At 69.7% G+C, this 14286-nt stretch carries 13 protein-coding genes; 11 read left to right on the top strand and 2 right to left on the bottom strand.

From position 1 onward, the window contains the following. Positions 1-99 precede the first annotated feature (99 nt). Complete coding sequence (gene prpF / locus CRO12_RS13785; protein WP_097064640.1) at positions 100-1236, bottom strand: 2-methylaconitate cis-trans isomerase PrpF; 1137 nt, start codon at positions 1234-1236, stop codon at positions 100-102. 88 nt (positions 1237-1324) lie between these two features. Beyond that, positions 1325-3952, bottom strand: coding sequence for a Fe/S-dependent 2-methylisocitrate dehydratase AcnD (gene acnD / locus CRO12_RS13780; protein ID WP_097064639.1), 2628 nt, complete (start codon positions 3950-3952; stop codon positions 1325-1327). A gap of 164 nt (positions 3953-4116) precedes the next feature. On the opposite strand from acnD, the gene CRO12_RS13775 reads away from it, so the two are divergent. From CRO12_RS13775 to uvsE, 11 genes are all read left to right on the top strand, one after another. Beyond that, entirely contained in the window at positions 4117-4608 is a 492-nt protein-coding gene (locus tag CRO12_RS13775) for an NUDIX hydrolase (RefSeq protein WP_097064638.1), read from the top strand. Between the two features lie 6 nt (positions 4609-4614). Beyond that, the gene (locus CRO12_RS13770) at positions 4615-5205 is read left to right on the top strand and encodes a GDSL-type esterase/lipase family protein (RefSeq protein ID WP_097064637.1); all 591 of its coding nucleotides are present in this window, start codon (positions 4615-4617) and stop codon (positions 5203-5205) included. 58 nt (positions 5206-5263) lie between these two features. Continuing rightward, on the top strand, positions 5264-5665 hold the full coding sequence (locus CRO12_RS13765; RefSeq protein ID WP_245858527.1) for a response regulator: 402 nt from the start codon (positions 5264-5266) through the stop codon (positions 5663-5665). A 58-nt stretch (positions 5666-5723) separates the two neighbouring features. Then, positions 5724-7277: a putative bifunctional diguanylate cyclase/phosphodiesterase gene (locus CRO12_RS13760; protein ID WP_097064635.1), complete on the top strand. Its 1554-nt coding sequence runs from the start codon at positions 5724-5726 to the stop codon at positions 7275-7277. Further along, positions 7274-8017 carry a LysM peptidoglycan-binding domain-containing protein gene (locus CRO12_RS13755; RefSeq protein WP_097064634.1) on the top strand — a complete coding sequence of 248 codons (744 nt, stop codon included), beginning with the start codon at positions 7274-7276 and terminating at the stop codon, positions 8015-8017. Before CRO12_RS13760 ends, CRO12_RS13755 begins: the two co-directional genes overlap by 4 nt. A gap of 84 nt (positions 8018-8101) precedes the next feature. Continuing rightward, a complete protein-coding gene (locus tag CRO12_RS13750; protein ID WP_097065079.1) occupies positions 8102-9769 on the top strand; it encodes a serine/threonine-protein kinase in 1668 nt (555 codons plus the stop codon). Between the two features lie 48 nt (positions 9770-9817). Then, entirely contained in the window at positions 9818-10786 is a 969-nt protein-coding gene (locus tag CRO12_RS13745; RefSeq protein WP_245858526.1) for a type VI secretion system-associated FHA domain protein, read from the top strand. Further along, on the top strand, positions 10783-11550 hold the full coding sequence (locus CRO12_RS13740; protein WP_097064632.1) for a PP2C family protein-serine/threonine phosphatase: 768 nt from the start codon (positions 10783-10785) through the stop codon (positions 11548-11550). Before CRO12_RS13745 ends, CRO12_RS13740 begins: the two co-directional genes overlap by 4 nt. A 43-nt stretch (positions 11551-11593) precedes the next feature. After that, a complete protein-coding gene (locus CRO12_RS13735; protein WP_097064631.1) occupies positions 11594-11839 on the top strand; it encodes a hypothetical protein in 246 nt (81 codons plus the stop codon). Positions 11840-11872: 33 nt separating this feature from the next. Then, positions 11873-12943, top strand: coding sequence for a single-stranded-DNA-specific exonuclease RecJ family protein (locus tag CRO12_RS13730; protein WP_097064630.1), 1071 nt, complete (start codon positions 11873-11875; stop codon positions 12941-12943). Continuing rightward, entirely contained in the window at positions 12940-14103 is a 1164-nt protein-coding gene (uvsE, locus tag CRO12_RS13725; RefSeq protein ID WP_097064629.1) for a UV DNA damage repair endonuclease UvsE, read from the top strand. Before CRO12_RS13730 ends, uvsE begins: the two co-directional genes overlap by 4 nt. The last annotated feature ends 183 nt before the right edge of the window (positions 14104-14286 follow it).

Below are 14286 nucleotides of genomic sequence, written 5' to 3'. Positions count from 1 at the left end.
TCACCCCGGACTTGATCCGGGGTCCCGCTGTTGTCTCTCCCGTCCGCTCTTGAAGAAGCGGGATCCCGGCTCAGCGCCGGGGTGACGGGTGGTGGCTCGTCAGAAACTATCCTCCGGCACGCGCACCCATCCCTCCATCAGGATGCGCGCGCTGCGGCTCATGATCGCCTTGGTGACGGTCCAGCGGCCGTCCACTTGCCGCGCCTCCGCCCCGACCTGGAGCGCGCCGGAGGGATGGCCGAAGCGGACCGCGGTTCGCGCGCCTCCGCCCGCCGCTTCATTGACCAGCGTGCCCGGCACGGCCGCCGCGGTCGCGATCGCGACGGAGGCGGTGCCCATCATCGCGTGGTGGAGCTTGCCCATCGACAGCGCGCGGACGAGCAGGTCGATCTCGCCCGCCGCCACCTGCTTGCCGCTGGAGGTGACGTGACCGGCGGGGGCCGCGACGAAGGCGATGGCGGGCGCGCGGCCGGTCTTGTCGATTCCCATCGCGGCGGCGCCGGCGGTGCGTAGGGCCTCGAACCGGTCCAGCGCGGCCGGATCACCGTTGATCGCCTCGCGCAGTTCGGTGCCGGTGTAGCCGATGTCGCGCGCGCGGACGAACACCGCGGGGATGCCGGCGTTGATCAGCGTGGCCTGTACCGGGCCATCGGGGCCCTCAATCGTGTCGACGAGGTTGCCGGTCGGGAACAGCGCGCCCTCGCCCGCGGCCGGGTCGGCGAACTCCAGCACGATCTCCGCGGCGGAGAAGGTCACGCCGTCGAGCTCGAAGTCGCCGAGCTCCTGCACCGTGCCGTTCTCCACCGGCACGTGGGCGACGATCGTCTTGCCGATGTTCGCCTGCCAGATGCGCACCGTGCGCACCCCGTCCCGGCCGGCATCGACGTAGCCGGCGTGGATCGCGAAGGCCCCCGCCGCGGTCGATAGGTTGCCGCAGTTGCTCGACCAGTCGACCGCATCCTCGCCGATCGCGACCTGACCGTAGAGGTAATCGACGTCGTGGTCGGGCACGCTCGCGGGCGAGACGATCACGCACTTGCTGGTGGAGGAGGTCGCGCCGCCCATGCCGTCGATGTGCGCGGCGTACGGGTCGGGGCTGCCGATCACGCGCTGGAACAGGCGGTCGCGGGCCCGGCCGGGCTCGCGGCAGCGATCGGGCAGGTCCTCGAGGCGGAAGAAGACGCCCTTGCTGGTGCCGCCGCGCATGTAGGTGGCGGGGATGCGGGTTTGTTTCATCTCACCGCCACCCCGGCGAAGGCCGGGGCCCAGTTGCGAGCGGCCCGTTGCTGGACCCCGGCCTGCGCCGGGGTGACAGACGCGTGCATCACGCGGCCGCTGCCTCGCTCGCGAGAAAGTCCTCCGCGAAGCGCTGGAGCACGCCGCCGGCGGTGTAGATCGACACCTCCTCCGCCGTGTCGAGCCGGCAGGTGACCGGCACCTGCTCTTGCCGTCCGTCCTTGCGGTTGATCACCAGCGTCAGCTCCGCGCGGGGCGCGGGCGTGCCGATGACATCGTAGGTCTCGGTGCCGTCGAGCTTGAGGCCGAGCCGCGTCGTGCCGTGGGTGAACTCGCACGGCAGCACGCCCATGCCAATCAGGTTGGTGCGGTGGATACGCTCGAAGCCCTCCGCGACGATCGCCTCGACGCCGGCCAGGCGCACGCCCTTCGCCGCCCAGTCGCGCGACGATCCCTGGCCGTAGTCGGCGCCGGCGATGATGATCAGCGGCTGGCGGCGACCCAGGTAGGTTTCGATCGCCTCCCACATCCGCATCACCGTGCCGTCGGGCTCGACGCGGGCCAGGCTGCCCTTCTGCACCGCGCCGTCGACCACTGCCATCTCGTTGACGAGCTGCGGATTGGCGAAGGTCGCGCGCATCGCGGTCAGGTGGTCGCCGCGATGGGTGGCGTAGCTGTTATAGTCCTCCTCCGGCACGCCCATGGACGTCAGATACTCACCCGCCGCGGATGTCGGCAGAATCGCGTTGGAGGGCGACAGGTGGTCGGTCGTAATATTGTCCGGCAGGATCGCGAGCGGGCGCATGCCCTTGAGCGTCCGTGGGCTGGCAGCGAGCGCGCCCAGCCCCTCCGTGTCCCAGTACGGCGGGCGGCGGATGTAGGTCGACTGCGGTCGCCAGTCGTACAAGGGACTGACCGGCGCGCCACCGTGCAGCGAGCGCGCGAACATCGGTTCGTAGATGTTGCGGAACTGCTCGGCATGGACGTGCTCGGAGACGATTGCGTCGATCTCCTCGTCGGTCGGCCACAGGTCCTTGAGCCGGATCTCGCGACCGTCGGGCGTGGTGCCGAGCACATCCTTTTCGATATCGAACCGCACCGTGCCCGCGATCGCGTAGGCGACGACCAGCGGGGGCGAGGCGAGGAACGCCTGCTTGGCGTAAGGATGGATGCGCCCGTCGAAGTTGCGGTTCCCCGACAGCACGGCGACCGTGTAGAGATCGCGATCGACGATCTCCTGCTGGATGACGGGGTCGAGCGCACCCGACATGCCGTTGCAGGTCGTGCAGGCGAAGCCGACGATGCCGAAGCCGAGCTGCTCCAGCTCGCGCAAGAGGTCCGCCTCCTCCAGGTACAGGCTCGGCACGCGCGATCCCGGCGCGAAGCTGGTCTTGACCCACGGCTTGCGGGTGAGCCCGAACGCGTTCGCCTTCTTGGCGACCAGCCCGGCCGCGACGACGTTGCGCGGGTTGGAGGTGTTGGTGCAGCTGGTGATCGCGGCGATGATCACCGCGCCATCGGGCATCAGCCCCTCACGCTCCTGCGCCCGCGCACCCTCCAGGTCTTTGGCAATGCCGCGCTCGTGGAGCGCGCTGGTCGGCAGGCGACGGTGCGGGTTGGACGGGCCAGCCATGGTCCGCTCGACGCTCGACAGGTCGAAGCGGAGCACGCGCGGGTACTCGGCGGTGCGAAGCTGATCGCCCCAGAGGCCGGCCGTCTTGGCATAGGTCTCGACCAGCCGCACCTGCTCCGGGTCTCGACCGGTGAGCAGGAGGTAGTCGATCGTCTGCGAATCGATGTGGAACATGGCGGCGGTCGCGCCGTATTCCGGGCACATGTTGCTGATCGTCGCGCGGTCGCCGATCGACAGGCTGTCCGCGCCCTCGCCGTAGAACTCCAGCCATGCCCCGACCACGCGCTCGGTCCGCAGGAACTCGGTCAGCGCCAGCACAATGTCAGTCGCGGTGATGCCGGGCGTGCGACGGCCGGTCAGTTCAACCCCGACGATATCCGGCAGCCGCATCATGGAGGGGCGGCCCAGCATCACCGTCTCCGCCTCCAGCCCGCCGACGCCGATCGCGATGACGCCCAGCGCATCGACGTGCGGCGTGTGGCTGTCGGTGCCGACGCAGGTATCCGGGAACGCGACGCCGTCCTGGACCTGGATGACCGGCGACATCTTCTCCAGGTTGATCTGGTGCATGATGCCGTTGCCGGCCGGCACCACATCGACGTTGTCGAATGCGCGCTTGGTCCACTCGATGAAGTGGAAGCGGTCGGCGTTGCGGCGATCCTCAATCTCCCGGTTGCGGGCGATCGCGTCGGGATCGAAGCCACCGTGCTCCACGGCGAGGCTGTGGTCGACAATTAGCTGCGTCGGCACGACCGGATTGACCTTGGCCGGGTCGCCACCTTCCGCCGCGATCGCGTCACGCAGGCCCGCCAGGTCGACCAGCGCCGTCTGGCCGAGGATGTCGTGGCACACAACTCGCGCCGGGTACCACGGGAAGTCGAGATCCTGCCGGCGCTCGACAATCTGCTCCAGCGCGGCCGGCAGCAGCGCGGGATCGCAGCGGCGCACCAATTGCTCGGCGAGCACCCGCGACACATAGGGGAGCGTATCATAGGCACCGGAGCGGATCGCCTCGACCGCGGTGCGCGTATCGAAATAATGGTGAGGCGTGCCGGAGAGCGGCTGGCGGTGGGCTTGGTTCATCGGTCCTATCTCATGCCACAGGCCGCGTCGGACAAGGTGAGCGCGCCGGCCTTACCGTCGCCCCGGTGCGGTCGGAAGCGAATAATAGCAAAACTCGCGTCGCACCTCCGCTAAGTTGCGAAACAGATCGGCAGCCGATACCCCGTCCGCGCGTTCAGCGCGTCATGACGGCCAAATCACGAGCAAACCACAGCGCGGGCGTCCTGCTCACTCGACATCACGAAAGTGGATCTCAGGTGCTGCTGGTCAGGCCGGGCGGTCCGTTCTGGCGCGGCAAGGACGTCGGTGCGTGGCAGATCCCGAAGGGCGGCATTGATTTCGGCGAGACGAGCGAGATGGCCGCTCGGCGCGAGGTGGAGGAGGAGCTCGGCGTCCCCCTCACTTGCGCTCTAACGCCGCTCGCCACGATTCGTCAGGCCGGCGGCAAGCGGGTGGAGGCGTTCACCGGCACGCAGGACATCGACGTGGCGGCGGTGCGCAGCAACCATTTTTCGCTCGAGTGGCCACCCAGGAGCGGCCAGCTACGCGACTTCCCGGAGGTGGAGGAAGCGCGCTGGTTCGCGGCCGACGACGCCCGCACCCACATGCTGCCGAGCCAGGTGCCGCTGCTCGACGCTGTGCTGGCGCTGCAGAACCGCGATCCCGCTCCCATATAGAAGCCGATGACGCCTTCCGACCCGCTGATCCTGGCGTTCGGCGACAGCCTGATCGCGGGCTACGGCCTGCCCGCCGACCAGAGCTTCCCCGCCCGGCTCGAGCAGCGGCTTCGTGCTAACCTTCCGCAGGCGCGGGTCATCAACGCGGGCCGATCGGGCGACACCACCGGTGATGCGGTTCGACGATTGCCCGGCGTCCTCAGCACGCTGGCGGCGCGGCCTGATCTTGCGATCGTGCAGCTCGGCCCCAACGACGTGCTGCGCGGTGTGCCGCCGGCGCGCACGCGCGCGCAATTGGGCGAAATCCTGGGTGAGTTCGGCCGCTGCGGCATTCCGGTGCTGCTCGCCCATGTCGATCCGCCGCCCGTGCTGCGCGCCCGCGCCCGCGGCTATGCCACGATCCACGCCGACCTGGCGCTGGCCCACGGGGCCGTGCGGCACTCCTTCTTCCCGCCGGGCATCCTGGGTCACCCGGCCATGGTCCTGATCGACGGCATTCACCCCAACGCGCGCGCGATCGGGGCCGTCGTCGATGCGATGCTGCCGGCGGTGGAGCAAGCGCTCGCCATGTCGGACCGCTCGCGCACCCGCGGCTGATCCTGTCGCTTTACCAGGAACCGGGCCGGACCAGGCTGGTTATGACAGTCCCTGCAGCTTGATTGAAGTCAATGCCGTGTCAACGAAGCAAGATCGCGTGGTCCTCCTGGTTGAAGACGAGATGCTCGTCCGCCTGATCGGCTCGGACGCGTTGAGCGATGCCGGCTACACGGTGGTGGAGGCCGAGACCGCCGACGAGGCGGTCAAGCTATTGGAGGGCGGCGGCGAGGTTCACCTGCTCTTCACGGACATCCGCATGCCCGGCAGCATGGACGGTCTGGCACTCGCCGAGCTGGTCCGTCAGCGCTGGCCTGACATCCGCATCTTACTGACGTCTGGCGACACGCTGCCGACGCGCGAACAGATCCCGGACGAAGGTTCCTTCCTGCAGAAGCCCTACCGCGTCGACGCCCTTCGGGCCGAGGTCCAGCGGCTGATTTGCGAGACGCCCTCCATCTGAAGCGGCGCGCCGCGGGCCTTAACCGCCCGGTATCACTTAGGCGCTACGCCGCGTCACCATGCGTAAGGCGTTGACAATCAGGCAGTTGGCCGCGGACCGGTGCATACCGCCACTGGTCGGGTCAATCGCGCTGATTGCGGCACTGCTTCTTGCGCCGTCCGTTTCCCTGATCGTCGCGCTGTGCACCACCGCGCTCCTGGCTGGATGGATGATGGTGGTGCAGCGGCCTGCGGATACGACCGGCGGGCCCCTGCTCGAACAGCAGCTCGACGCCGTCCGCCACCGACTGGTCGAGCAGCATCCGGTCAGCGGCCTGCCCGTCCGCGAGGCGCTGGTGGCTCGGATCGAGGAGGATCGCAGCGGCCTGCTCGGCGCCCTCGTGTTCAGCGACTTCGACCGGCTTACCGCCTTTGATCCCCAGCTCGCCGACCGCATCTTCGCGGCCTCCGCCGCGCGGCTAGGCGCGATGCTGCCACGCGGGCGGTTCGTGGCGCAGATCGACCGCGGCCACATCGGCCTATGGTTCGGCCCGGCGCTGAGCGAAGATGCGGCCTGGGCCGAACTGGACGCGATCGCCTACGCCCTCGGCGACGTGCTCGTTGACGGCGATACCCAGATCATCCCGCAGGTTGCCGTCCGCCTAGCCCGCTTTGCGGAGACGGAGGAGCTTTCCCCCACGGCGTTCATCGCGCGCACCATCGCATCGTTCAGCGTGGTGCCGGGCAGCGCGCCAAGCCCGGCCGCTGCGCGACCGACCGACCAGACCAGCCTGGCGCGTGACCGCTTCGTGCTCGAGCAGGACATCCGCCACGCGGTCGACCGGCGCGAGCTTCGACTGCACTTCCAGCCGCTGGTGGACGCCGCGCAGGGCACGATCGGCGGTGCGGAGGCACTGCTGCGCTGGCACCACCCGGTTCGCGGCACCGTGTCGCCGGCCGAGTTCGTGCCGATCCTGGAGGAACTTGGCCTGGCGGGGGAGATCGGCACCTGGGTGCTGAACGCCGCCGTGCGCGAGGCGGCCGAGTGGCGACGGCTCGGGTTCGGCCGGCTGCGCGTCGCGGTCAACGTTTCCAGCCTTCAGCTGGAGGGCGACGACCTGCCGCTCCTGGTCGCGCGCACGCTCCAGAGCCACGGCGTGGGCGCGAACCAGCTCGAGCTCGAGTTGACGGAAAGCATCGCCACCAGCGACACCGATCATTGCCGCCGCGTCTTTGGCGCGCTCCGCCAGCTCGGCGTGAAGCTGGCGGTGGACGATTTCGGCACCGGCTACTCGGGCTTCAGTTCGCTGCGCACGCTCGCTTTCGACAAGATCAAGATCGACCGCGAGTTCGTGACGGACGTCGACAGCCGCGGCGACAGCCAGGCGATCTGCCAGAGCATCATCGCGCTCGGCCGCGGGCTCGGCATCCGCGTGCTGGCCGAGGGCGTCGAGACCCACGCCGAATATGCGTGGCTGCGCCGGCACGGCTGCCATCATTTCCAGGGCTATTATTTCGGCCACCCGGGCGACGGCGAGAGTTTCGTCGCGCGCGTGCGCGACACGGCGGCGCTGGAGGCGCTGCTGACCACCGGCCTCGATCACGGCCGCATCATCGAGAGGCTTACCGCATGACATCCTACCTGCGCGCGACCGTCGCCGTGCTGGCGCTGAGCGTCGCTGCCTGTTCGGGCAAGCCCGAGCGGCCGGGCAACCTGCCCGCACCGTCCGCGCCGACGGCGGAGAGCGGTGTCGACCAGGTCCAGGCGCTCCTGATCGCCGGTGACGTGGATGACGCGCGCAAGCTGCTACGCCAGCTCTTGAAGCGCGAGCCGCTGAACGCTTCCGCCCTCCTGCTGCGCGATTCGATCGAGCGCGATCCGGAGGAACTGCTCGGCCCGACCAGCTATCCCTACACGGTGAAGGCGGGCGACACCGTTCCCGCACTCGCCCAGCGACTGCTCGGCAACCGGCTGAAGGCGTATCAGCTCGGTCGCTACAACAAGCTGACCGCGCCCTTTGCGCTGACGCCCGGCCAGGTCCTGCGTATCCCGGGAACCGCTCCGCGACCCGATCCCGTCCGCCGCGCGGATCCCGCCCCTTCCCGCTCGCCCGATCGTCCGGCCACGCGCCCGGCGCCCAAGGCCGCTGCGCCCAAGCCGCCGGTCGCCGCAAAGCCGGGTCCTCGCGCTGCCAATCCGGCGCTGTCGCGCCAGCTGCGGACCGCCGGCCTCGCCGCGCTCAACAGCGGCAAGGTCGAGCAGGCGGTTGGCCTGCTGCGCCGCGCCGCCGCCGCCGACCCGGGAAATCCGCTGGTCGCCCGCGACCTGGCCCGCGCCGAGCGGATCGCGGCGACGGTCCGCGCACGACGCTGAATGCTTAGCCGTGCAGCAATGCGTTAAGTCATTGACGCTACACGGCGGGCTGGACTTGCGCCGGGAGAGGCCGCGTTGAAGACGATGTTGGGACGGTACAGGATCGACGGCCGCTTGGGTGAGGGCGCGATGGCGGACGTGTACCGCGCGCACGATCCCGGCATCGGGCGCACCGTCGCGATCAAGGTGCTCAAGCCCGAATACTCGCGCGATCCGGAGCTCGGCGCACGCTTCCTGCGCGAGGCGCGGGCGGCCGGCGTGCTGAGCCACCCCAACATCGCAACCATCTATGACGTTGGGGAGGCAGAAGGCGCGCCCTACATCGCAATGGAGCTGATCGAGGGACAACCGCTCGATGCGCTGCTCCAGGCGAACGGCCGCCTGCCCTATGAACGCGTGCTGGAGATCGGGCGCCAGCTCGCCAGCGCGCTCGCCTATGCGCACGCCGGCGGCGTGGTGCACCGCGACGTTAAGCCGTCGAACATCCTGGTGTCCGCGGACGGGCGCACCGCCAAGCTCCTCGACTTCGGCGTCGCGCGGGTCGGCGACCTCGACCAGGGCGGCGCGGAGAAGCAGCTTGGCCGCACCCAGGTCGGACAGCTGATCGGCACGCCACGGTACATGAGCCCCGAGCAGGCGCTCGGCCTGCCCGTCGATCACCGCTCCGACCTGTTCTCGCTGGGGGTCGTGCTCTACGAGATGGTGACGGGCAAGGTCGCCTTCCCGGGCACCTCCATCGCCACGCTCGCGATCCAGATCGCGCAGGAGAAGGTCGAGCCGATCGACCGCTCGGCCGCCGATTGTCCGCCAGGCATGCGCTTCATCATCGATAAGCTGCTCGCCAAGAAGCCGGAAGCGCGCTTCGCCGATGGTCTGGCGCTGGAGGCGGCACTCGCGCGCGAGATCGCGGCGCAGGCCGAGGCGCCGATCGGGCGCCGCGGACTTCCGCTACGGGTCAAGCTGCCAGCGGCGCTCGCGCTGGTCACCGCGCTCGCGCTCTCTGCCTGCATCCTGTTCGGGTTGCAGCGCGAGAAGGACGCACTGGAGCGCCTGGCGATTGCGGCCGGATCGACCACAGCGACCTTCGTCACGCAGAACGCCGCGGTGCTTGCCGCCGACAATGCCGGGCTGCCGGCGGAACAGCAGGACTGGTCCGCGCTCCAGGCATTCGCAGCGGCAGCGGCGCGCGACAACACCATCCGCGATCTGGTCGTCGTCGATGCCGCGGGCGTCGTTCGCGCGGCCTCGACCCCGCGCCTCGTCGGCACCCGCTACGCCCGTCCGTACGGTGAGCCGGCGCTTTCCGGCGCACGGCCGGCCACCGCCGCACGCGACGTCGGCCATGGTGCGGGCATCCGTTTCGTCCAGCCGATCACCTATGCCGGTGCGAACTTCGGTACGGTCGATCTGGTCATGAAGCGAACGGCGCTCGACGCCGCGATGGATGCGGCACGCACCTCGCTGCTGATCCTCGCCGGGATCGTCATGCTGGTGGTGCTCGTGATCGGCTACCTCAGCGGTGCGATGGTCGCCCGGCCGCTCGCCCGGCTGCGCGGCGCGCTCGATGATGCCGCACGCAGCGGCTTCGCGCTGCGCATCTCCCATCGCCGCCGTGACGAGTTCGGCGCTGCCTTCGACGCCTTCAACCGCGCCGCCGCCACGATCGAGGCGCGCGTCGAGGCCGCACCGCCCGCCGCAGTCGAGAATGTGCTGGCGACCCGCATCGCGCGCCCCACGCGCGCCGCCGCGTAAGGGAGAAGTCCCCTGTACCTGCTTCAGCTCTTCGATCGCGCCGATGAGGTGCAGCCGATCGACGCCCGCCTCCTGCGCGAAGGCACGATCAAGATCGGCCGCGACAGCGCCGCCGACTGGTCGATCCCCGATCCGGATTACGAGTTGTCGCGCGCGCACTGCGAGCTGAGCATCGTCGATGGCGGGTTGTCGCTGCGTGCGCTCGGCACCAACGGCGTGTTCGACGCCGGCAGCGGGGAGCGCTTTCCCGACGCGCTCGCCACTCCGGTCGCGGTGCCCTCAACCCTGCGGTTCGGTCGCTTCCGCCTGCGCGCCAATCATGCGCCGCACGGCGATGCGCCCGCCGACATGGCGCGGACCATGGTGCTCACGCCGCCGCTCGGTCGATCGGCCGCAGTGCCGAGCGACTGGAGCGACGCGCCGCCCGCACCGCCGCCCTCGACGACGGCCGGCACGCTGCTCGACGCCTTCTGCGAGGGTGCGGGGCTGGACGCTTCCCTGCTCGCCAGCGAGGAACCGGCGGAGGTCATGCGCCGGGCGGGCGCGGTGTACCGGCAGATGGTGCTCGGCATCGGCGACCTGATGACGGAACGGGACCGGGCGCGCAGCCAGTACGACCTGGCCCGCACCACCATCGGCGGCGCCGACAACAATCCGTTCAAATGGGCACCGACCCAGCGCCTGGCGGTCGACCTGCTGCTCGCCGGCTCCAGCACCTTCCTGTCCGGCCCGGCCGCGCTGCAGGCCTCGTTCCGCGACATCAAGCGTCACCTGATCGCGACCTTCGCCGGGCTGCAAGGCTCGCTGCGCGCTGCGATCTCGACCTTCGAGCCCGCTGACCTGGACAAGGCGGCAGCGGCTCGCGCGTCGCTGCTGAAGAGCAAGGTCGCGGCGCAAGCCGAAGAGGTCGCGGCGCGGCACGCCGACCTGACCCGCCAGCTGGAGGGGGAGCCAGGCTCGCTCGACCGGGCCTTCACCGCTGCCTATGACCGCGCCGAGTCCGAGATCGATCGGTGAGCACGCTTGCTTCCGATCTGCCGACAGGCGTCCGCTCGGTCGCGCGAAGCCACGTCGGGCGGGTGCGGACGATCAACGAGGACCGCGTCTTCGACTGTCCGGAACGCGGGCTGTGGGCGGTGGTCGACGGCATGGGCGGGCACCGCGGCGGCGACCGCGCGGCGCAGTCGGTGATCGACGCGCTGCGTGAACTGGCGGTCGGTGGCGGTGCTGTCTCGCCAGATGCCGTGATCGCGGCGCTGCTGCGCGCCAACGCCGCCATCCTCGGCCAGAACGCGGCCGCCGGCGAGCAGGCCGGAGCGACGGTGATCACGCTCTGCCTGCACCAGGGCCGGGCGCATCTCGCCTGGGCAGGCGACAGCCGCGCATACCGCTTCGGCGCCGCCGTGGAACAGCTCACCCGCGACCACAGCCTGGTTCAGGAGCTGGTCGACGCCGGCCTGCTCACTCCCGCCGCCGCGGAGCGCCACCCACAGGCGAACGTCGTCACCCGCGCGCTCGGCGTCGATACCGCCTGCGAGATCGAGCGGCACATCGTCGCCTGTGCGCCGGGCGATCGCTTCCTGCTGTGTTCGGACGGACTCTCCCGATCGCTGGACGCCGCCGACCTCGACGCGCGCGCGCTGGAGCCGCTCGCCGCGACGCTGATGGCCGGCGCCTTCGACCGCGACGGCAGCGACAACATGTCGCTGGTGCTGATCGACATCCCCGCGGTGCCGACCGCCAGTGATCCGCTCACCGCGACGCGCGCGCAACTGTCCTGATCCACGAGCGTTTCGCTGCCGACACGACAAGGAGTTGGCTGCCGTGGAGATCATCAAGCTGCCGGTCGGCGAACGTGCCCCGGTGGAGAGCGACTGCATCAGTATCGATGAACAGCCCGACGGCAGCTTCGCGCTGACCGGGTCGCTGCTCGGCCCCGACGAGTCGGTCGCGCTCGTCTCCGAACTGCGCTTCGACAGCATCGACGAGGCGGAGAGCACCGGACTCGCCTGGGCGGCCGACTGCGACATCGCGACGCTCTACGTCACGACGACCCGATTGATCGGCTAGGGAGCCGGCGGACCGCGCGGGCGTTGTCCCCTGATGCTCGGTCGCCTCGCCCATGTCGATGATCCGCGCGCGGCCGCGCGTGCTGCGTTTGAAGACGGCCTTGCGGCGTTCGATCGGACGCGTCCGGTTGTTGTGCTCTGCCACTTCGATGCGGACGGACTGTCGGCGGCAGCGATCCTCGTCCGGGCACTCACCGCCGCGAGCTGGCGGGCGACTCCGGTGCTGGTCGGCAAGGGCGAGACCCCGTGGGATCCGGCAGTCACCGCGCGGCTGCGCGAGCACGATCCCGGCGGGCTGATCGTCGCCGATCTCGGCACCCGCGCCGATCCGGTCCTGCCCGGCTGTCCCACCGTGATCATCGACCATCACGTGCCGACCGGTGCACCGGATGACGCGATCACGCTCAGCGGCAATGGCCTTGAGCCCGAGCCGACCACTGCGCTGATCGCGTGGTGGGCGGTGCAGGCGCTGGCGCCCGACGAATCGCTGCTGTGGCTCGCCGCGATCGGGCTGATCGGCGACATGGCCGACGATCGTGGCTTTCCCGAACTGGCGGACGCGCAACAGCGCTTCGGCAAGACCGCGCTCAAGGATGCGGTTGTGCTCCTCAACGCCCCGCGCCGTACCGCGGCCGCGGACGCCGCGCCGGCGCTCCGCCTGCTGCTCGAAAGCGACGGACCGAAAGCGATCACCAAGGGCGAGAGCGCCGACGCACAGGCGCTCCACGCCGCCCGTGCCGAGGTGCGCGCCGAGATGGACGTGGCAAAGCGCGCCGCACCCATCGTCGCCGGTGACGTCGCGCTCGTGCCGCTCGACTCCGCCTGCCAGATCCACCCGCTGATCGCGCAGCAGTGGCGCGGGCGGCTGAAGGACAAGATCGTGATCGCCGCCAACCGTGGCTACCGCGCCGGTTGGGTCCATTTCGCGACGCGCTCGGCGAGCGGTCGCGACCTGATCGCCTTCCTGGCCGACCACCGCCCGCCCGGCGCCGACGACCGATTCGGCAACGGCCACGCCCAGGCCACCGGCGGCGCGCTCCGCCTTTCCGACTGGAACCACTTCGCCGCCTCGATCGGCGTCCCCCAAGCTCAGGTGCCCGCATGACCGACAACAGCCGCCCGCTCCGCCTGGGCTTCCCCGTCAAGGTGATGGGCAAGCAGGGCATGAAGACGCAGGACACCCGGCGCTGGCAGAAGAACCCGCACCTCAAATGCTCGCTCGAGTATCTCGACAAGGTGCTCGACTATCTGCACGCCGAGAAGCTCGACATGTACCGGCTGTCCTCGGACATCGCGCCCTACGCGACCCACCCGGACATGCCGCAGTTCCACAACATGGTGGCGGAGAGCGATGCGGAGCTGCGCACGTTCGGGGCGAAGGCGAAGGCGTACGACATCCGCCTGTCGTTCCACCCGTCGCAGTATGTGCTGCTGAACGCGCCAAACCCGGAGCTGACGAAGAAGAGCATCTGGGACCTGGCGAGTCAGGCCGAGATGCTCGACCGCATGGAGCTGGACGACGAAGCGGTGATGATCACCCATGTCGGGGGCGTCTACGACGACCATGAGGCGAGCCGCGCGCGCTGGATCGAGGGGTGGGAGCAGTGCCCGGAGCACGTCCGCCGCCGACTGGTGCTGGAGAACGACGACATCCGCTTCTCCGCCGCCGACGCGCTGTGGATACACGAGCGAACGGGCGTGCGGCTGGTGTTCGACTACCAGCATTTCTGGTGCCTCAACCCCGAGCGGCTCGATATGCGCGAGACGCTGGAGCGCTTCCTGGCGACCTGGCCGGCCGGCGTACGGCCAAAGATGCACTTCTCCTCGCCGCGAACCGAACTCCGCGAAGTGAAGCAGAAGATCACACCTAAGCAGCGCGCCGCTGCCAAGGCTGGAACGGGCAAGGCGAAGAAGGGCGAGCTGCTGAAGGCGCCGGTCAAGGCGACGGCGCGGATCAAGACGGTGCTGCGCCCGCCGATCTGGACCGGGCACGCGGATTTCACCAACCCGTTCGAGTTCGCGACCTTCATGCGAATGGCCGACGGGCTGTTCTTCGACGTGATGATGGAGGGCAAGTCCAAGGACCTGAGCCTGCTGCGCCTCCGTCCCGACCTGCTTCGGTTCGCGCCCGACGTGGCGGCTCGGTTCGGAATCACCGCCGACGACGCGGATGCGCTCGCGGCCGACGAGGCGCGGCTGGAGAAGGGTGTGGCGGCGGAGGATGAGCCGGATGTCGACGAGGGGCTGGCGATCGCGGCGGAGTGATCCACCAACATCGTCATCCCGGACTTGATCCGGGATCCATGTCCCCGCTGGCGACAGCGCTTGTGGTGAGATGCATCCCGGATCAAGCCCGGGGTGACGGCGTTTTGCTTGGAGGAGGGCATCCTCGCAAGCGCCCACACCGTTCGTCCTGAGTAGCCGCTGAGCGAAGTCGAAGCGGCGTAT

The sequence above is a fragment of the Sphingomonas guangdongensis genome, from assembly GCF_900199185.1.
GTDB lineage: Bacteria > Pseudomonadota > Alphaproteobacteria > Sphingomonadales > Sphingomonadaceae > Sphingomonas > Sphingomonas guangdongensis.
Note: the sequence above shows the minus strand (reverse complement) of the source record. Positions and strands in the feature narration are given on the sequence as shown.